Annotated in this window: 10 protein-coding genes; 6 read left to right on the forward strand and 4 right to left on the reverse strand. The window is 30.7% G+C overall.

Features of this window, described 5'->3' with window-relative positions; all coding sequences use genetic code 11:
* Nucleotides 1-802 precede the first annotated feature (802 nt).
* Entirely contained in the window at nt 803-1,465 is a 663-nt protein-coding gene (locus Q0K76_RS03650; protein ID WP_294611473.1) for a hypothetical protein, read from the reverse strand.
* Between the two features lie 408 nt (nt 1,466-1,873).
* Here Q0K76_RS03650 and Q0K76_RS03655 point away from each other — a divergent pair, with 408 nt between their 5' ends.
* Entirely contained in the window at nt 1,874-2,080 is a 207-nt protein-coding gene (locus tag Q0K76_RS03655; RefSeq protein ID WP_294611476.1) for a hypothetical protein, read from the forward strand.
* A 259-nt stretch (nt 2,081-2,339) separates the two neighbouring features.
* Here the strand turns inward: Q0K76_RS03655 and Q0K76_RS03660 are convergent, their stop codons facing one another.
* Both Q0K76_RS03660 and Q0K76_RS03665 read right to left on the reverse strand, forming a co-directional pair.
* Nucleotides 2,340-8,363, reverse strand: a complete 6,024-nt coding sequence (locus Q0K76_RS03660) for an alpha-2-macroglobulin (protein ID WP_294611479.1) — start codon at nt 8,361-8,363, stop codon at nt 2,340-2,342.
* Nucleotides 8,364-8,887: 524 nt separating this feature from the next.
* Nucleotides 8,888-10,621, reverse strand: coding sequence for a carbohydrate porin (locus Q0K76_RS03665; protein ID WP_294611482.1), 1,734 nt, complete (start codon nt 10,619-10,621; stop codon nt 8,888-8,890).
* A 594-nt stretch (nt 10,622-11,215) separates the two neighbouring features.
* Here Q0K76_RS03665 and Q0K76_RS03670 point away from each other — a divergent pair.
* Entirely contained in the window at nt 11,216-11,845 is a 630-nt protein-coding gene (locus tag Q0K76_RS03670; protein ID WP_294611485.1) for a helix-turn-helix domain-containing protein, read from the forward strand.
* Nucleotides 11,846-11,895: 50 nt separating this feature from the next.
* Nucleotides 11,896-12,933 (forward strand): YdgH/BhsA/McbA-like domain containing protein, encoded by a 1,038-nt coding sequence (locus tag Q0K76_RS03675; protein ID WP_294611488.1) that lies wholly within the window; start codon nt 11,896-11,898, stop codon nt 12,931-12,933.
* 73 nt (nt 12,934-13,006) lie between these two features.
* On the opposite strand, the gene hrpA is transcribed toward Q0K76_RS03675, so the two are convergent.
* Nucleotides 13,007-16,882 (reverse strand): ATP-dependent RNA helicase HrpA, encoded by a 3,876-nt coding sequence (gene hrpA / locus Q0K76_RS03680; protein ID WP_294611491.1) that lies wholly within the window; start codon nt 16,880-16,882, stop codon nt 13,007-13,009.
* A 77-nt stretch (nt 16,883-16,959) separates the two neighbouring features.
* Between hrpA and Q0K76_RS03685 the strand changes: the two genes are divergently transcribed.
* The 3 genes from Q0K76_RS03685 to ppk1 all read left to right on the forward strand — a co-directional run bounded on the left by Q0K76_RS03685 (nt 16,960) and on the right by ppk1 (nt 21,329).
* A complete protein-coding gene (locus Q0K76_RS03685) occupies nt 16,960-17,379 on the forward strand; it encodes an META domain-containing protein (protein WP_294611494.1) in 420 nt (139 codons plus the stop codon).
* A 303-nt stretch (nt 17,380-17,682) separates the two neighbouring features.
* On the forward strand, nt 17,683-19,095 hold the full coding sequence (pykF, locus tag Q0K76_RS03690) for a pyruvate kinase PykF (RefSeq protein WP_294611497.1): 1,413 nt from the start codon (nt 17,683-17,685) through the stop codon (nt 19,093-19,095).
* A gap of 161 nt (nt 19,096-19,256) precedes the next feature.
* Nucleotides 19,257-21,329, forward strand: coding sequence for a polyphosphate kinase 1 (gene ppk1 / locus Q0K76_RS03695; RefSeq protein WP_294611500.1), 2,073 nt, complete (start codon nt 19,257-19,259; stop codon nt 21,327-21,329).
* The last annotated feature ends 9 nt before the right edge of the window (nt 21,330-21,338 follow it).

Below are 21,338 nucleotides of genomic sequence, written 5' to 3' on the forward strand. Positions count from 1 at the left end.
AAACTTTATCAGCAAATCTATCTAATTTTAAAGCAATTAAGTCTATTTAATCTAATGTCAGAAAAAATCGATCTATTTCAATTATTAATTTATTGATTAAATTTGCATTGTCACTCCTGGTATATTACTTGTGTTAGAAACTGACACTAAGGATACTACCAATATATTTTACGGTAGAAGTTACAAAAATAACCTGTGTTTTTGTATTCTATCTATTCACTTTATACCAATTCGCGCTGCTTTTCCTATTTTATTTTGATTATTGCTAAAATCATTAAAAGTGTTTTTCATTTTAATATAACGACAACAATCTAACCATCTATAAAATTACGTTTATTACTTTAATGATAACTTTATAAAGTGATTGGGTAGATAATAATTATTGCCAAATGTAGTTATAGTATTTTTTTAAAAGATCCGGTAAACCGTTATCACATATTTATCAGAAGAGGCTGGATTATGAGCAACAAAACATATATTAAAAAAAATGAAATGATTAAATATGAGGTATATATTATGATATTGTGACAATGTCACATATCAATCAATATCGTAACCACATTCTTGCTATTTTGTTAAACAACTTCACTTTCATTTCAGCTGCTACTAAAATTTTCTTAACTACTTAAATTTGTTGTGTTATTGCTTAATTGCTTATTTTTCAGGTTTAATCTAAAGGTTTATACATTTTTTTATATTGTAGACAAGAAAATGAGGTTTGTAATAGAGCATTGTTTTTATAATTGTTTATTTAAATTTTTGATATAAAAAAGCCGCTTTATGGGCGGCTGGGTATGTTTTTTTATTTAAAACCTACTATTTCAGTTACACCTTTTTCATCATTACTATTTACTGTTGGGCTTAATAATATTTGTGTAGAAACATCACTAAGTGTTACAGTGATTTTATCATTTTTAGATAAAGAAAAATTTACATTATCATATGGTTCGTCATTTAAATAAGCTTTTGTTAAAGTAAAGTTATCAATTTCTTTATCTGTGTCATTAACTATTGATACCGTTACTTTAAAATTCATATTTGATACATTATTTTTCTTAAATTGGTTCAATTTTTGTCTGAAATCTTGTTTAGCAATAGCAACTATTCCCGTGTCATATTTAGCTGCAACAATATCTACTTGTTTTAATAGTTCTGATTTGGATACATCTTTACCAACCAAAATAGGTATTTCAAATGAAGCCAATGATTTCATTTTCTTGCTATAACATTCTTTGTATTCAACCTTTTTAAAAAGGTTAGTAATTTCTTTTTTTGTTTTAATTAATGTTGATGACTCTTTTGTTGAGTCTTGACGATCAGAACAAATAGGTACTTCTATTAATAAATTACCAGTAACAAGTGATGGTTCAGCATCTAGCTGTGACATTGTCACAGTTGTTTCTAAATCGGCATCACAACCTAATAAAACAAAAGAAATTATTGAAGTTAGTAAGATTTTTTTCATTGAGTGTTCCTTTTATTTGCGTATTTCGTTATCTAGTCAATATTATTCTTGGATTCAAATAATAAGTAGAATTCTAAAAATAATAGTGACATTAAAAAAGGTAAGTCATTGATAATTGATTTATCTGTCATCGGTTAAAGGTGAGATAACATTATGAAATATTAACAACTTATCTTAAAAGAAAGATACCAGATTTCTTACCTGAAGAATATAATTTTTAAGAAAAAAGCTATGGATTAAACACTCAATGAGAAGGGCTATTTAACGAATATAAAATTTATTACAAAGCGAAATATATAATCAATGAAATAGGTAAACTCAACTTGCTTTTTATTGAATCTAAGTTTATATCTATAATAGATAAGTACTATACTTATCACAAATATAATTTAACTTGAGGAGCTTATAATGGTACAGAAATTTGCTTCATATGGTAGTGATGTTTCAGCAGGCACATATAAATGTGCAGATTGCGGATATATTTATTCAAACCAAAGTAAAAAGTCCTTACCACCATGTCCAGAGCACAATAAAAAACCACACACCAAAAATGGTTGGTATATTATGACGGGGCAAGGTGATTCAGCAAAAGATCCTCATCCAAATAAAAAATAGTTAAATCTTTATTATTTGATACTAAAAGGTAACCGTCAGTGTTACCTTTTTTTGATCTTGTTTAAAATGTAAATAGGTAATATTTAACTTGTTATCTTATATTGAAATTATTATAAAACCTACATTCACCATTTAAATATAAATCAAGTTAGTAAAAGGATTGATGGTTTGATGAAGTGTTTTTTATATAAAACAATTATTAAAATAAAAAAACGGGCTGTTTCGCCCGTTTAATATTAATTATATTAAAAAATAGCTATTATTGTTGTGGTTCAATAACTATTTTTTGTCCTCCTTTTGAAACAGCATGGATATCTCTATCATACATAGCTTCACCATATGCTGGTGGAATAATGTAGGTTCCAACATTAGTTGCTTTAATTTGATAAGTAAACTTCTGAATTTGCTTATTACTGGTAGAACCATAAATTATCACGCGATCTTCACGAACATCTGTATATTCAGGGTACCAAGTATTATTACCTATTTGAAAGGCTATAGGTGAAATCCATTCTGAATAATCATCATCACCATAATATTCATCTTCCTCATCATATTCTTCATCACCTTGTACATATTCATCATTTTCTTGATCTGTAGGTGGGGTTACAGGTTGTTGAACAACTTCAAAGCCCCCAGGTAATAGATCAACAATTGCAATATTATTAGCACCTTCTTCAGAAAGAGTACGAATTTGCACGGTAACATTAATTTTATCACCTAATTTTACATGATCGACCTGTTTACCTTTATCATCTGTAAATTCACGATAAATTTCAAGTCCACGTTTAATTGGCTCTTTTGGCATTTTTACATCAAACCCTTGTTCTGAAAGCATATACCAAGCAGGTAAATCAGTATTATTAACAAAATTCACATTTGTATTTTGAGCGGTAAGTTGACCTTTAGCCAAAATGTCTTTTAATTTAGCAATAATTATTGGTGTTTTTTCATCTTGTGCTACAGTTTTAATTTGTAATGAATCTTCTGTGAGATTCGATTTATCAATACCACTTGAATAACTATCTAAAGCTAAAATAGTCATGGCAGCAGATTGAGTGGTGTATTTTTGTTTATTCAACATAATAACCATATTTTCAAGAGCCTGTGCCGGAATATTTTTTGCTTTTTCTGGAAAATGCTTACTTATTAAATAAATATTACCAGCATTCACAACAAGTGGGTCATAGTAATAATTGGTCCACCATGCCTTATCATAAACAGATTCTAATTGTTGCCAGATTGGTTTTAATAACTTATTGGCTTCTTTATTCATTTTTAGCATCTGATAGGATGAAGCAAGATACATGGCCGTAATATCTGTTTTCCAGGATTTGTTATTAAGATTATTAAGATCACTTATTAGTGTAGCTAAATAGCTAGTCGTTACTTGATTTTGACGAGTCAATAAGTAGATCGCATAGGCGCGTAATCGTAAACCGTAAAAATCAGTTCGTTCCGATTCAGCAATTGTTTTTAAATATTTATTGGCATTATTTAGCATTTTTTGCGGAATAGGTTGTCCTGCATCTTTAGCTTCAAGTAAAAAGTTGACAGTATAGAGTGTGATGAAAGGATTAACATTATAAGTTGAATACCACAAACCAATTGCGCCTTCACTATTTTGACGTGATTGTAATACTTGGTAAAGATCAGATAATGATGTTGCGCCTTTTTTAGAAACTAAATTAAATTCATTATATTTAGTTGCAAATAAAATCGGTATAGCACGACTAACTATTTGTTCTGAACAATAATGTGGATAATCTTGTAAATAAGTTGCTAATCCTTTGCTTAGTACAAATGGTGAATATGAAGTTGCTACATCTCGTTTACTGAAAGGTAAATACATATCTCTTAAGTTTGTTAAGGTTTGCTTGTGACCATCAATTCTCCCCATTTGAGTTTTTAAACGATATTCAGAAGCAGGGCGCACTGAAGTACTAATATTACGTGTTATGATGATATCTTTATAACTTGCCGTAAAATAAATAGTAGCATTTCCAAGCTTATCATTTGCTTTGAAATTAAACTTCACTACACCATCTTTTGTTTTTGCCAGTTCCACATTTTTTTTGTTTTCACCAATTATAGTTAGGTGCGGAGAGGCTGAAACATCAATATTTATTGAAACAGGGTCATCACCAATATTTTCAATTAAATTTGTTACCTTAACAGGAATTTCAAATTCATCAGTTGGAGCAACAAAATAAGGGGCGTTAGGTTGTAACACTATATCATTATGGACTGTTGTTGACATTTGGGTGTGCCCCATGGTCTTGTCACCGACTGAAACGGCCATAATACGAATTTTTCCATTAAAATACTCTGGAACTTTATATTCAACAGTTTGTTCGCCATCAACATCTATAATGCCAGACCAATAAGCAACAGGGTCATCAACTTTACGTTTGAATGGATTTAAATGTCCGGATAAAGCATCATCCTCATCACCATCGCCACCTGGGGCAGAGAGTGTAAGTATGTGACGATATTCTGGCAATATAAGATCTAGTATTTGAGATGTTCTAACCGACAGTGCTTTTTTGCGCAAAAAGCTAGTTAAAGGATCTTTTAGTTTATAGTTGGAAACTTGTAATATACCTTCATCTACAGCAAAAATAACTGCTTTTTGTGGTGTATTTGTATATAAAGTAATTGGTAATGTTTCTCCTGGTTTGATTAATGTTGGCGCTTGTAATTCGATATTATCATTAAACTGTTTATTAGAAATTTTAAATGGTATTACGCCATAACTTAATGGGCTCATGAAAATTTCATCTGAATTGGGATCTCTCACAAATTGAACATTGATGTATCCATTACCACTGATATTTGTAGGTAAAGTTATTTTTTGCACTGAACTGGTAGTTGTGGTATGGAACCATTGCCATGCATAAACTTTATCTCGCTCAATTGTAATAAGACCACTTCCAGCATAAGGAGCGGTTATTGCTACTTCAATTTCATCACCTGGATTGTATTGATTGTCGTTGATCTTAAGTGACAATTCAGCATTTCTATCGAGATCTCGTGTTATATTTGCAGTTCCGACAACAGAATAATTGCTTTGATAGAGTAGTTCATCATCTTTATTTTTAATTTGTACTATATAGTTGCCAGGATTTTTGCTATCTAATTGATAGGTTGTCTTATCTTGATCGATTGAAAAAGGTTGTTCTGATATTAATAATTCTTTTCGACGTGACTCATACTTATAAACGCCTGATGGTTGTTTTACCAGTACTGAAAGATATTTTTCTTCTAGTGTGATCAGTTTTAAATCAGTTAATGCTATTTTTTCCAGTGATGGATTAATTGCAATAAAATCTAAATGACGAATTGAATCCCGATTAATATAGTTTAAGTTGCCGTCGGCTTTAGCACCAATGAGATAGTCATTAGGTGATACAAATGTGGTTGCTGTTGCTGCAACGCTTCGACCACTGTCGGGTTCGAAAACCTCTGTAAGCATTCTAAGTGTATAATTACCTTCAAAACTTTCCATATTATCATGAAGATTAATATTAACTATGCCATTATCATCAGTTTTTTCTTCATCTAACTCTACTTTGAAACTATTTCGTTTGAGTGTTGTACGTTGATAAAAATAGTAATCATTATATTTTTGGAAGTAAGGAGCTGACGGTTCAAGAATTAAAGTATTAGTAACACGGCGATCAGCGGCTACAGTACCAATTAAATTCTTAGCTTGAATTTCAGCTTGCACTTGTTCTGGTTTTAGCCAACCATCTTTTATTTGAGGTAGTATTTTTAAAGATACCGTGGTTTTGTCTGGTTCAAATTCACGAATAACAACAGAACTAGTGCCTAATAATATTCTAGATTCTTCTTTATCATCATTTTTCAAATAAAGATTGATATACCAATCCCCAGTTGGTGATGCATAATTAGTCTTATAACTAATTTCATTAAATCCTGATTTATCTAATATAATTGACTTTTTAAATACTAAATTTGATTTAGGATCGTATATTTCAGCTTCTAAAGTAATACCAGCTAAAGAATGAGCCCAATTTTGCGCTCTGACAATAGTTCCAATATGAAATGTGTCACCTGGTCGATATATGCCTCGATCTGAAAAAATATGTGAACGTAATTCTCCACCTTCAACTGTTTCACGAATTCCACCAATATCAAAACGTGACAAATTTAAGTTTCTATCATAACTTTTGATTGGTAAAAATGATAAATCATTATCTTTCTCAACAACATATAAAAGAGGTTTAATCCCTTGATAATATTCAGATAATGGGGCAAAGTGAACATGACCGGAATTATCAGTATTTCTGGAGATAATTTCAATACCATTCATTCCCATTACAGTAACTTTAGCATTGTTGATTGGTTGGCCAGAACTAATTGATTGAATAAATAGATCATTTGATTGATCAAGAGATTTTTTAGCAATGATTCCTAAATCAGTCACTACAATAAAACGTGAACTCATAAAATTGTATTGACTATTATTTTCATTTTGTCCATATAATCTCAATAAAAACACACCCCGGTTTTTATTACCGTCAGTATTGGCAGTTAAATAACGAGTAAGATCTATGTCTGAATATTTAACATCTTCAAGTGGTTCAGTGAATTCTTTTGTATAAGTATATTTTTCGACAAAATGATCACCATCAATTTCACCAAAGTCCATATTTTGAAATTCATCACTTTCATTGAATGAGACTAAATGCTGAAGTTGAGATGGTATAACACGATCTATTTCAAGCTTCATTTTTTTTATATTACGCGAAACAATTGGTAATTTCTTTTCGCCTGATAAAGTTAATAAGGAGCCTTGCGCAGCAAAATCTAAATGGGTTGGGTAACTAGGAACTTTAAGTATATTTTGGTAAGTATTTTTTAATAAAAAACCATTTTGAGATGATAAGGGTTGATTTACTTCTATATATAGTTCTGAATTTTGAGCAACTTTAAGTTCAAAACTGATTTGAGTTTGGTAAGTGAGTTCTGTATCAATTGATTTTAGTGATATAGGTTTAGATTTTGATAATACATCTGGTGTAATATTGTATTTGAATTTATAGTTACGTGTTAGTTCGTCATAATATTTGACTTTATAATCTTCATCATTCTGATTTTTTTTAGGTAATTGCCAAACCTTAATTGTTTTTGCAAGATCCTCTGATTTAACCGAATGAGTTAATGAAAGAATTAAAACTTGTTGGATTTTATTATCACTTTGATCTACAAGAGTCAATTCAGAATTGGTTACACTTAAATTATATTTGTCTGGTACTGAAACAGCATTACTTATGGATACACTACTAGGATTTCCGCCTACAGTTGATTCAACACCTTTATCTATAGTCATGTTTAAATAGCCAGCTTTTTCTAGTAGTGGAATAGGGCTACTTTTTACATAAGCAATAGTATCATTATTAGTATAGGTAACAGTAAAATCAATATTGTCAATAAATTTGTCTTTATCTTTTTGTTTATCAGGTACACTTTCATAAAGTTTTAAGGTTATATTTTTTTCGAAGCTTTTCTTATCTACAGGATTAGTGAAAGTAATTGTATTGATAACATTTCTAATATTGGATTCATTTGGATCTGAATAAAGTTCACCATAATTTTTGAAACTATATCTAAAATCAGGTGTAATAAATGAATAATTAGTTGATGGAGTTTGTAAAAAATTATTGTCTGCAAATAATTTGGAATCATCCAAAGTTATTTTATACTCCATACCCAGTGGCCAACTATTATTTAATGGTGTGAAACGAATGGTTTTATCATTATACCAAATCCATTTTCCCTCAATATGCGGTGTAATGTTAATACCTTCTTTTATCTCTTTATTTATTAGTTCAAGCGGAGCAGGGGAACGATTATTTCCGGAAAAATTAATTAATAATGTATCATTATTTTTTTTAGGCGGGTAAAATTTAGCATAATAGGATGTAGTAATTATAGGAGCAGGATCAATTGGTTTTGGACGATTAAGGTACCAATGGTAAGCATAGTTGCCAGTAAAAAAAGCTATTACACCAAAAATGATAAACGAACCAATAAATGTTTTTGCTTTATTGAGTATTGCACCAATTGAATGATAGATAGTTTTTACAGTAGGCCACCAATTGGGGGTTGACCATTTTATGTCACCAATAATAGGACCAAATAACCAAATAATTCCTTTTACTAAACTTAATAGGAAAATAACAAAATAACTTATTATTTCCCATATTATTTGCAAAATATTAAACGGTAATTGCAAAATAAATTTAAGTAATTCCATTACGCTTCCTCTTTTCCTAATATCAAGACATGGTTTGAAACTATTTATAATTATATTTTTATAGTAAAAAATGTAAGTATATCCGAAGCATTTTTATATTTTTTAATATTATTAGCCTATGTTAGAAAAGGTTAATGTCAAATATTTCAGATACCAGATACTTACCATTAAAAGTAACTTTTTAATGGAAAAAATAATGTTATGTAGATGATATAACACACACGCCAAAAACGCTATATATAAAAATAAGCCGAGTAGCTAAATAACACATGCAATTTAACATAATATACATTATGCGCACCTATGTAGATTTACGAAGATTCTATTAAGGTAACCAATAAAATCCTGACGCTAATTTAAAAATTTCTAGCATTTCATAACTCAGGATCGGACAATCTGATTGAACTAAACAACTTGTTTCGCCAGTATTTAAAAATATGCGTACCAACATAAACTTTTAAAATTTACCATAGTGTTAAAATTCGGATGCCGTAGCACCCGAACTTAATGTTTTATGAAAGATTTTAAAACCAAACTTCAGTTTGAACACCAAAACTGAGTTGATGAGATTCACCATTAAAATCAAACTTACTAATTTCATTTTGTAATGATTCTATGTGAGAAACATAAAAACGAATATCTGGTCTTGATGATAAGATACTTTCTCCGACTTTAAATGAATGATAAAGTGTTGTTTTATATCCTTCCTCATTATAGGTTTTCCCTTTGGATTTATTTCGTTGTTTAAAATAACCAACCTCTATCCCACTTTGATTATAATTATCCCATATATAAGCAGGTCTTATAGCTGATTTAAAACTAGTAAAATCAGTATGTGGTAATTGAAGATCATAAGAATAAACATCTTCTCCAGTTGTTAAAGCTAATGCATGAGCAACTATAACTTTATCCATTAAATAAGCTTCCCCTTCCGAAACTAAGCGGTACGCTTTTCCCCCTGTATGTTTACCTAAATAGTCATTATCAGAATTGGTCGCAAACTCCGGATTATTTGTATTAATATTAGCTAATTGTGCAGCTACAGAATTGGTAGCTGTTTGTAATGTGAATTGATTAAAGCCACCAAAAAAATTATTTTGTCGTAAAATAAAACTGCCTAACCAAGCATTATTGACATTAATATTATCTTGGAGCTTTGATTTATTTGCTGCAGAATATCTAGCATTTATACCAAAAGTAGCATTTTTCCACAAAGGGATATCATGATATCGAACTTCAAATTCATTTACATCTACTTCATCACGTACAGTTTGGGTTTGACTATTGTGATCATTGCTTTTTTTGGTTGCTTTTACATTAACGTCTGCACGTAATAAGGCCAGATCAAGTATACCTACACCGATTTTTAGATTTTCAATCCCTACACCACCACCAGCAGGTGCTTTTTGCGTTTTCCAATCTAGCATTTGTATTTCGTTATATGGTAAAGAATGCTTACCTACCCACAATTTTGCTTCGGGAAAGTTGGGAACAAATCCTTTAGTTGATAAGTAAATATCTGAAAACTGCATAATATTATCATCTTGTGTATTAAATAATCCTGCAGCTTTATTAGTTGCAACATTACCATCAATCATAACAATTGCATCAACTCTATGGCCATCTTGATCATATACTTTTTGTGAAAAGATCATATCATACCAACCACCATATTCATTACCAAAACGACCCAATGCTCCTTCCGCATAATTTTTAGGTTTACCATTAGTTGTTGTAGACCAGCCACCACGAAAGTAACCATTGTATGAGAATCCAATTTCATCTTTTATGAAGTCTTTAAATTCAGTTAATGTAAAAGTTGATTTTACAGGCTTAGAAGTTGTAAAAGTATCATTTTCTTTAGTATCTTTAATTATAACAATCTGATTTATTTCTGAGTTTTTATTTGAAATGGTTGCTTGATTATTAGTTTGTTTAGAATTATTAGTTATATTTTGCTTCATAACTACATTAGTTTGTTTTTTTAAGGCTTTTTCCTGAGTTTTGATGACTAATTGCTGTTGTTGCAGATTATTATTCAATTGAGCAAGTTGCTTGTTGGATTCAATAACTTGTTTTTTTAATTCTATTGATTCCTGACTAAGTTCTAGTAATTTTTGTTCTAACTGTGTAATTCTTGCTTCTAATTCAATTTGAGTAGTATCTATAGCAAGAGCATTAGGTAAATAAAATAAACCAAGCATGGTAATTAAAGTAATTCGTTTTGGTTTTGGTTTTGTTTTTAATAAATATCTCATTTTCTCTTTCCTAATTATCGTTTAATTAATTTATAAATGACTAAAAAGCTGCTAAAACTGAGACAAAAAAAAACCTAAAAAATAGATATAATTATCTATTTTTTAGGTTTTGCCCGAATAACTCGGTAACAATCCACTACTTTAAATAAACAAGTAGTTCATTTAATATAACGAATATAATTTGTAATTCAAAAATTAAATATTTGTATTGTGATTTATGTCACAGTAATTATAAAAAATAAATAAATCATCAAAAAATAATATATATAATTCAAATAGTTAACTTCATAATATGTATATTATGTTAAATTGCATGTGTTATTTAGCTACTCGGCTTATTTTTATATATAGCGTTTTTGGCGTGTGTTATATCATCTACATAACATTCAATAATATCCCCTTTACTTTATTACATTCTTCGCCACTACCTTCTTTTTTTTATACAATTGTTGTTTTTTCTTAAAAATGATATTCTTATCATTTCTCTTGTATTAATATATATATAAACATATGCCAAACTTTTATAAGCCATTACGTTCAAATAGCTACTCGGTCCCCTGCCAGTTGTGTAGTATCGGATCATTATGTCTTCCTATGTTATACAATAATACCTTAGGTACCGTTTTAGAACGGAAAAAATCTTACTTAAAAGATGTAATTTTAGTAAAGAAAAATACTGAATTTACTCAATTTTATATTATACATTCTGGCGCTTTAAAGACTTATGATATAACTCCAGATAATAAAGAACAGATAAATGGTTTCTATTTACCTGGAGATATCGTTGGATTAGATTCGATATCGACCAAGGTTTATAACAATAATATAAAAGCTCTTTCTAATACTTTGGTTTGTGAACTAAATTATGAAGAATTAATGTCATTAGTTGAGACCAATAAAAATGTTAGAGATATGATTTTTAAGCTTTTAAGTAGCGATATTTATAATTATCAGAAATTAGTGCTTTGTTACTCACAAAAAAAGGCTGATGAGCGCTTAGCTGCTTTTATATACTCTCTTTATTCACGTTATGAACAACGAGGGCATACTTCATTAAATATAAAATTAACAATGTGTAGAGCTGATATAGCTAATTATTTGGGCTTGACTATTGAAACAGTCAGTCGAAGTTTATCTAAATTTCAAGAAAAACAAATATTATCAGCTCGAGGAAAATATATAGTTATTAGAAATCTAAATGCATTGATCGATTTATGTAATTGAATTTATTATGTGTTATAATCATGTGAAATTTATTATAAGGTCTATCAAATATGAGAAGTATAAAGAAAACTATCATTGCTACAGCTATAGCAATTATTCCTATGTGTTCTTTTGCCGCACAACAATTGAATGAAGAACAAGCAACGAGCTTACAGTCTTTTAAAGAAATTTCTGTGCGTGGAGCGTTTTATACCAATAATGACTATATAATGGCAATGTCCAAAGCAGCTGATAAAGAAGGAGCAGCCGCTTTTTACATCACTACCACTAATATAAGTCCTTCAAATGATACTTTACGTATAGTCTACGCTAAATTATATAAAGCTGATGCGCCAAAAGCAGCTGAGAAAGTTGAAAATATTCGTCGATTTGAAGGTGTATTTGAATACCCAAAAACTAAAGCTATTCGACTTGAACCTTTTGATATTGTTCGTATCCGAGGTTACTTTACAAATGAACTTGAAATAAATCAAGCTATAGCCAAAGAAGCATCAGCAAAAGGTGCATATGCATTTTATATTGATAGCCGTTCACAACTAGGAAGTAATTTACAAATTGCAGCTTATCTATTCAAAAAAGATGCACCTGAACGTAAATTACAACCTGAAAATGCTATTCCATATGATTCTGAAGCGGGTCAACTAGCTCTAGCTCAAGGTGGTGAAGCCGCAATGCAAGTTGAAAGACCTGGCTATTATTCACCATCAGCTTTTAATGAAAAATTCTATGCTGATAAATTTAATAATAAAGTTATTGATAAAACCACGACTAGTGATACTAAAACAGCAACTACTGCAAGTTCAGAATCTACAACATCAACTGTTGCTGCTGAACCACAACGGATTACTCGTTACACTGTCACACTTCCTGATGGTAGAAAGATTCAAGAATTAAATGATGCAACTGCAGCTAAAATGGTAGCCTTTGATACTATCAAATTCCGTGGTTATTATGTAACAGATCAAGAAATTTCCTATCAAGCAGGGAAACGTGCTATAGATAATGGGGCTAAGTATTATCATATTGCACGAATAGCTCAAGATACCAATGGTCCAAATATCACTGTTTTTGTCGATTTGTATCGTTAATATACTTTTTTGAAATTTTATAATTGGGGCGCTTAGCGCCCTTCTTTATTATTAATTTAAATATAAATTTAATTTAAAATTCTGACTTCACATTTTCAATGTACTGCTTTATGCGTTTAGCTGAAATTGGGTACGGTGTTCCTAATTGTTGTGCGAATAAATTTACTCTTAATTCTTCAATCATCCAACGAATATTACTTACACCTTCTCTTAACCTTTGATTTTCGGGTAAACTAATTATCCAATTTTGATATTGGTTTTCAATATCTTCAATTATTGCCATTGATTGTCTATCTTTGTTTGTATTTGACATTAATTTTTCAATGCGTTTTTCAATACCTAATAGATAGCGTTGAATATCATGTAGTCTTAAATATCCTGTGTTAGCTACAAAGCCCTTATATACCAAATTATTGAGTTGTTTCTTTATATCAGATAAAGCAAAAGCTAATGACAAATCCACTCGCCCTTTCAATTTTTTATTAATATTAAAATGTAACGTTAAAATTGATTCTACTTGTTTGGCAATATCAACAACGGTTTCGTTAATATGAGCTTTGGTATAATTTAGTAGTTCTTGATATTGTGTTGAATTTTGTATGGGTTGATTATATATTTCAATCAAATGATCAACACCACAAGCAATGCAATCATCAATCAGCATTAACACAGAACCAAACGAATTAAAATATAACCCTAATTTAGATTTGTTAGGTAATTTTTCATGTAAATATTTTATAGGGGAAGGAATATTAAGCATGAGCAAGCGTCTTATTCCAAGTTTGCTAAGCCGTTGTTGATCGTGGGGATTATCCATTAATTTAATACTGACTGAATTTTGATTATCAATGATTGTGGGATAAGCCTTAATCGTATAATTTTTTTGTTTTTTTTCATAAATAGTTGGTAATGAACCAAAATTCCAATCAGTTAGATTAGTTTGTTCTAGATTATTTGTTGACTTGTTTTTTAATGATGATAAGGCTTGTTGTACTTGAACTTTAAGCTGCTCTTTAAGTATATCTAAATCCTTACCTGCAGCAATTTCTTTATTATTGTTATCAATGATCGCAAAAGTCATTTTTAAATAATCGGGTACTTGCTCTATTTGCCAATCATTATCATCAATTTTCACTCCTGTCATTTTCCTAAATTCATTTGTTAACGTTTCTAATAAAGGTTTATCAGTTGTATTTACCCTACTTATAAATGCTTCAGCATAATTAGGCGCCGGAACAAGGCTTCGGCGTAATGATTTTGGTAATGACTTTATTAGCGCTATGATTAAATCCCTTCTAAATCCTGGTACTTGCCAATCAAATCCATTATTTTTAATTTGATTTAAAAGATCTATTGGGATATTAATCGTGACACCGTCACGGTTATGTCCAATATCAAATTGATATGTTAACGGTAATTTAATATTATCTTGATACCAAAAGTCAGGAAAATCTGAAGTTGTGATTAATTGAGCTGAAGGTTTTATTAACTCTCTTTTTTCAATATTAAGAAAATCAGGTGCCGTTTTTTGCTTCTGTTTCCACCATGAATCAAAATGTTTTACTGAAATAACTGTTTTATCAATCCGATGATCATAAAAATCATATAATTCATCGTCATCAATTAATATATCTTGCCGGCGAGATTTATGTTCTAGATCTTCAACTTCATGAATCAATCTTTGATTATGTTTATAAAACTGATGATTCGTTACCCAGTCACCTTCTACAAGTGCGTGACGGATAAACAGAGAACGGCTTAAAACTGGATCAATTTTACTATAATTGATTAACCGGTTGGTGACAATTGGTAAGCCAAATAAAGTCACTTTTTCATCAGCCATAGTGGTACCATGCTTTTTAGACCATCTTGGTTCGCTGTAACTATATTTAACTAAATGTTTAGCAATGGGTTCAAGCCAGTCTGCTTCAATTTTGGCTGCCGTTCTACCCCATAATCGACGAGTTTCAACTAACTCACTAACTACACACCATTTAGGTTGACTTTTGAAAAGAGCTGAATTAGGAAAAATAGAAAATTTGATATTTCGAGCACCAATATATTCATGTTTTTCAATTTCTTTCATACCCACATGGGATAATAAACCACTGAGCAAAGCCATATGTATTGATCGATAATCAGCTGCTTTACTATTAATTGGAAAAGCTAATTGCTTAATGGTCTGTCTTATTTGTGTGTAGACATCTTGCCATTCTCTAATACGCAAATAATTTAAAAACTCTTTATGACACAAACGACGAAATTGATTACCTGATAATGTATTTTGTTGTTCTTGTATATAATTCCAAAGGTTAATAAATGCAATAAAATCAGACTCTTTGTCGGCAAATCGACGATGTTTTTCATCTGATGCTTGTTGTTTGTTAAAAGGTCTTTCTCTTGGATCTTGAATTGACAATGCTGCAGTAATAATCATAATTTCTTTACTACAACCTAAACGTCTTGCATCAACAAGCATTCGCGCTAATCGTGGATCGATCGGCAGTTGAGCTAAAATTTTTCCGATTTCGGTTAAATGATATTGATGATTTTTGGTGTAAATTGCACCTAGTTCTTCTAATAATCGAATTCCATCGCGAATGTATTTAGAATCAGGTGATTCAACAAAAGGAAATGCCGCAATATCCCCTAGTCCCAATGAAGTCATTTGCAATATTACTGATGCAAGATTGGTACGTAATATTTCCGGTTCGGTAAACTCGGGACGTGATAAAAAATCTTGTTCATCATATAAACGAATACAAATACCATCAGAAGTCCGACCACATCTTCCTTTACGCTGATTAGCTGAGGCTTGTGATATAGGTTCAATGGGTAGTCGTTGTACTTTTGTTCTATAACTATAGCGACTGATTCTGGCTAAGCCCGGATCAATAACATATTTAATTCCTGGAACAGTTAATGAGGTTTCAGCAACATTAGTGGCCAGTACTATGCGTCTTTTAGAGTGTAATTGGAATATACGATTTTGTTCAGAAGCCGACAATCTTGCATATAATGGTAAAATTTCAGTATTACGTAGCTCAAATTTATTGAGAATATCAGCTAAGTCACGAATTTCACGTTCCCCTGTCAAAAAAACTAATATATCTCCATCACTTTCCTGTGAAAGTTCATCAATAGCATTAACAATAGGTTGAAAATCACTATTTTTTTCATCTTCACTATCGTTTTCTTCATTAAGCCAAGGTCGATACCTAACTTCAACAGGATAAGTTCGTCCTGAAACCTCAATAATAGGAGCTTGATTAAAATGTTTTGAAAAACGTTCAACATCGATTGTAGCTGAGGTAATGATAACTTTTAGGTCTGGTCGTTTAGGTAATAATTGTTTTAAATAACCTAAGATAAAATCAATATTTAAACTACGTTCATGCGCTTCATCAATAATAATAGTATCATATTGTAATAATAGTTTATCTTTTTGAATTTCAGCAAGTAAGATGCCATCTGTCATTAATTTGATTAATGTTGTATCGCTTACATGATCAGAAAATCTAACTTTAAAACCAACCAGATCCCCTATTTCCGTTTTCAGCTCTTCAGCAATCCGATTAGCAACAGAACGTGCCGCTAATCGCCGTGGTTGAGTATGTCCTATATAACCTTTAACACCTAAACCTAACTCCAAGCAAATTTTTGGAATTTGAGTGGTTTTACCGGAACCTGTTTCACCGGCAATGATTACCACTTGATGATTTTTGATAGCAGCATAAATATCCTCTTTTTTTTCAACTACCGGTAAATTACTGGGGAAATCAATTTGTTTGGGTAACGATTGTACTCGAGCTTCATAATGAATAATCGCCTGCTGTATGGCTGAATCGACTTCATCTATGTTTTGAGTTTTTCGAATCAATTTACTTATTTTCTGCTTATCAAGGTAAGTCATCGATTCGAGTAGTTTTAATTGTGGTTGAGTTAACATAAAGAATTAAATATATTAGTTTTATAATAATTACTTTTAATTATAACAAATCTTACCTTTCTTAGGAGTGTGCTTATATGAAAAAAAACGGTCTTGCGGTTGCATTAGTTGTCGGTATAACTGTTTTATCAGGATGTAATAAATCTAATATAATATCTGAGACAGATCTTTTGCATCATCGTTTTGTGTTAATCAAAGCTAATAACCATAATATTTCATCAGAAAATCAGCTTGAACTAGTTTTTGGAGAAAATATGCATATAACCGGTAAAATGTGTAATCATTTCAGCAGTCAAGTAAGTCTTAAAGATGGTATAATCAAAGGATCTGCAATTGCTATGACTAAGATGTTATGTAATGATGAACAATTAGACAAATTAGACTTGACCATCAAACAACTTATTTCCAAAGGCGCACATATCTCGCTAAATAAAGATCAATTAATTTTAAAAAATGATAATGACAAACTTATTTATCAACTTAAAGACTTAATGTAGATAAACCTATTCAATAGTTTAATGAATCAATTTAATAGTTACAACATTATTTGCTTAAACATAAAGCATATTTATACATAAATAACTTTATTTAGAAAATAGTAAAGACTATAATAACTACAATTTTTATGGCTCCATATTATTGATGAAATTGATTTATTCCTCATATATTATATGTGAATTCGGTAACTATTCTTCTGTTACTTATGCCCTTTTATATGCCAATCATTCTGATACTCTGACCTTGGATTATTTAAAATTTAACCTTTAACCTTTAACCTTAACAACTTAGTAGATGATATTATGAAAAAGACAAAAATTGTTTGTACCATTGGACCAAAATCTGAATCAAAAGAAATGCTGACAAAGCTATTGAACGCTGGCATGAATGTTATGCGTTTAAATTTTTCCCATGGTGATTATGAAGAGCATGGTAACCGAATAAAAAACTTACGTGAAGTGATGCAAGAAACTGGATTAAAAGCAGCAATCATGTTGGATACAAAAGGTCCTGAAATCCGTACCATTAAATTAGAAGGTGGTAATGATGTCTCACTTACTGCAGGCCAAACTTTCACATTCACAACCGATAAATCTGTGATTGGTAATTCAGAGCGTGTTGCCGTAACTTATGATGGCTTTGCCCATGATCTTAAACCTGGTAATCGTGTTTTAGTTGATGATGGTTTAATAGCCATGGATGTTAAAGAAATTAAAGGCAACGAAGTTATTTGTACTGTTTTAAATAATGGTGATTTAGGTGAAAATAAAGGTATTAATTTACCGGGTGTTTCTATCAAATTACCAGCACTGGCTGAAAAAGATAAAAATGATCTTATCTTTGGTTGTGAACAAGGTGTTGATTTTATCGCTGCTTCTTTTATTCGTAAACGTTCAGATGTTGAAGACATTCGTTCACATTTGAAAGCTCATGGTGGTGAAGATATCAAAATCATATCTAAAATTGAAAACCAAGAAGGTTTAGATAATTTTGATGAAATCCTTGAAGCTTCTGATGGCATTATGGTTGCTCGCGGTGATTTAGGTGTTGAAATCGCTGTTGAAGAAGTTATTTTTGCTCAAAAAATGATGATCCATAAATGTAACAGAGCGTCAAAACCTGTTATTACCGCAACACAAATGCTAGACTCAATGATCAAAAATCCACGCCCTACTCGCGCTGAAGCTGGAGATGTGGCTAATGCAATCATAGATGGTACTGATGCTGTCATGCTTTCGGGTGAAAGTGCTAAAGGAAAATATCCACTTGAAACTGTTAATGTCATGGCTACTATCTGTAAACGAACTGACAAAACAATTCCTGCATCTTTAGAATTAAACTCAAAAGAAGAAACTTTACGTATTACAGCTGCGGTTTGTTGTGGTGCGGTTGAAATTGCAGAACGCTTAAATGCTCCATTAATCGTTGTTGCTACTCGTAGTGGTAAATCAGCTCGTGAAGTTCGTCATTATTTTCCGAAGGCTCGTATTTTAGCTCTTTCATCTAGTCAAAAAACCGTTAATCAATTAGCTGTATCAAAAGGTGTTGAACCAATATTAATTGATGCAATTAATTCGACTGACGACTTTTATCGTTTAGGTAAAGAAATGGCAATGAAAATTTGTGGTTTAAAACAAGGGGATATTATTGTCATGGTATCCGGTGCTCTTGTACCAAGTGGAACAACAAATACAACCTCTGTTCATCGTATTTAATTAAATTTATATTGTGTTGTATGTTCAATTATCAATAACAATATTTGATGACTTGATTAACAAAAGCATGACAAAATAAAAAAGCTAGCTATTTGCTAGCTTTTTTTTTAACTTAAGTTATGCTGTAATAAATTGAATTACATGAATTGTAAGAGAAAAAAATGAGTGAAGAAAAAATGTATATACCTAAGGAACTCAGTTGGCTATCTTTTAATCAACGAGTTTTACAAGAAGCCGCAGATAAGACTAATCCTCTTATTGAGCGAATTCGATTTTTAGGTATTTATTCAAGTAATCTTGATGAATTTTATAAAGTTCAATTTGCTAACTTAAAAAAATATGTCCTAATAGAACAAGAACAAGGACATTCGTCTTCATCTAATGCTAAACATTTATTACGTCAAGTTAATCAGAAAGTTATTCAACTAGAATTGCAATTTGATCAACTTTATAATGAATTACTACTAGAAATGGCTCGAAACCAGATTTTTTTGATTAATGAACGACAATTATCTTCGTATCAAGAAAATTGGATTAGAAATTATTATAAACAAAATTTGAGACAATTCATCACCCCTATTCTCCTTGATAGCCATACAGAACTTATTCAATTTTTAAAAGATGATCATGCTTATTTAGCGGTAGAAATCATCTGTCACGATAATATTAGTTATGCTTTACTTGAATTACCAACTGATCATGTTCCTCGTTTTGTATTGTTACCTTCTGAAGTTTCAACTAAAAATAAATCAATCATCTTTCTGGATAATATTTTACGCTATTGTTTATCTGATATTTTTAAGGTTTTTTTCGATGCAACTGAATTAAATGCTTATTCCATTAATATTAATCGAGACGCTGAATACGAATTAAATACCGAATTGGATAGCTTACTTGAATTAATGTCCCAAGGTTTAAAACAACGTTTGACTGCTCAACCTGTACGTTTTACGTATCAAAAGGATATGCCTAAAGCATTATTTGAATTACTGATTAATAAATTGAGATTAACCGAACAAGATGCAATGCAAGGCGGACGTTATCCAAATTTTAAAGATCTTGTCAAATTCCCTGATTTAGGTGGGAAAAATTTATTAAATAAAAAATTGCCAAGCCTTGCTTATAATCGATTTAAACAGTTTAGAAATGCCTTTGCTACTATTAAAAATCGAGATGTTTTACTTTATTACCCTTATTATTCCTTTGGTCATGTATTAGAAATTATGCGTCAAGCATCGTTCGATCCAGCAGTCACCCATATACGAATGAATATCTATCGAGTAGCCAAAGATTCGCGTTTTATCCATGCTGCTATTAATGCTGCTAATAATGGTAAAAAAGTGACGGTAGTGGTTGAATTACAGGCTCGTTTTGATGAAGAAGCGAATATTAAATGGGCAAAAAGATTGATCAGTAGTGGCATTAAGGTCATTTATTCCCAACCAAAACTGAAAATTCATGCCAAATTATTTTTAATCGATCGTAAGGAAGAGGAGCAAATTGTCCGCTATGCTCATATTGGTTCCGGAAATTTTAACGAAAAAACTGCTCGTGTCTACACAGACTTTTCATTATTAACTGCAGATCCGGCTATTACTGACGAAGTGATTAAAGTGTTTAACTTTATTGAAAATCCATTCAAACCCGTATCCTTTAATCATTTATTAGTATCACCACAAAATACACGTTTACGCTTTCATGAATTTATCGAACGTGAAATAGCAAATGCTAAATCAGGCAAAGTAGCAGGCATTTATCTCAAACTTAATGCTATTACCGATAAAGAAATGATAAAACAGCTATATCGTGCTTCATGTGCTGGAGTAAAAATAAGAATTATCGTGCGAGGTACCTGCGTATTAGTACCAAAAATACCAAATTTAAGTGAAAATATATTTGTTACAAGTATTGTAGATCAATTTTTGGAACATGCTCGTGTTTATATTTTTGAAAATAATGGACAAAAAGATACATATATTTCGTCAGCAGATTGGATGCCTCGTAATATAGATAATCGCATTGAAGTTGGTGTAAGAATTTTTGATCCTAGTATAAAATCAACTATTCATGATATTTTCAATATTCAATGTAATGATAATGTTAAAGCTCGTATTATTGATAAAGATAACATGAATAACTATGTACAAAGAGGCAATAAGAAAAAAATAAGAGCTCAACATGCAATTTACGATTATTTGAAACAATTAGAAATCCACAATAAGGATGTTTCATAGTGAATAAAT

This window comes from uncultured Gilliamella sp., assembly GCA_945271295.1.
In the GTDB taxonomy this organism is placed as follows: domain Bacteria; phylum Pseudomonadota; class Gammaproteobacteria; order Enterobacterales; family Orbaceae; genus Gilliamella.

What these genes read in the sequence shown, in the direction of transcription:
- Q0K76_RS03650 (WP_294611473.1), bottom strand. Translation starts at nt 1,465, where the DNA reads ATGAAAAAAATCTTACTAACTTCAATAATTTCTTTTGTTTTATTAGGT.
- Q0K76_RS03655 (WP_294611476.1), top strand. Translation starts at nt 1,874, where the DNA reads ATGGTACAGAAATTTGCTTCATATGGTAGTGATGTTTCAGCAGGCACA.
- Q0K76_RS03660 (WP_294611479.1), bottom strand. Translation starts at nt 8,363, where the DNA reads ATGGAATTACTTAAATTTATTTTGCAATTACCGTTTAATATTTTGCAA.
- Q0K76_RS03665 (WP_294611482.1), bottom strand. Translation starts at nt 10,621, where the DNA reads ATGAGATATTTATTAAAAACAAAACCAAAACCAAAACGAATTACTTTA.
- Q0K76_RS03670 (WP_294611485.1), top strand. Translation starts at nt 11,216, where the DNA reads ATGTTATACAATAATACCTTAGGTACCGTTTTAGAACGGAAAAAATCT.
- Q0K76_RS03675 (WP_294611488.1), top strand. Translation starts at nt 11,896, where the DNA reads ATGAGAAGTATAAAGAAAACTATCATTGCTACAGCTATAGCAATTATT.
- hrpA (WP_294611491.1), bottom strand. Translation starts at nt 16,882, where the DNA reads ATGTTAACTCAACCACAATTAAAACTACTCGAATCGATGACTTACCTT.
- Q0K76_RS03685 (WP_294611494.1), top strand. Translation starts at nt 16,960, where the DNA reads ATGAAAAAAAACGGTCTTGCGGTTGCATTAGTTGTCGGTATAACTGTT.
- pykF (WP_294611497.1), top strand. Translation starts at nt 17,683, where the DNA reads ATGAAAAAGACAAAAATTGTTTGTACCATTGGACCAAAATCTGAATCA.
- ppk1 (WP_294611500.1), top strand. Translation starts at nt 19,257, where the DNA reads ATGAGTGAAGAAAAAATGTATATACCTAAGGAACTCAGTTGGCTATCT.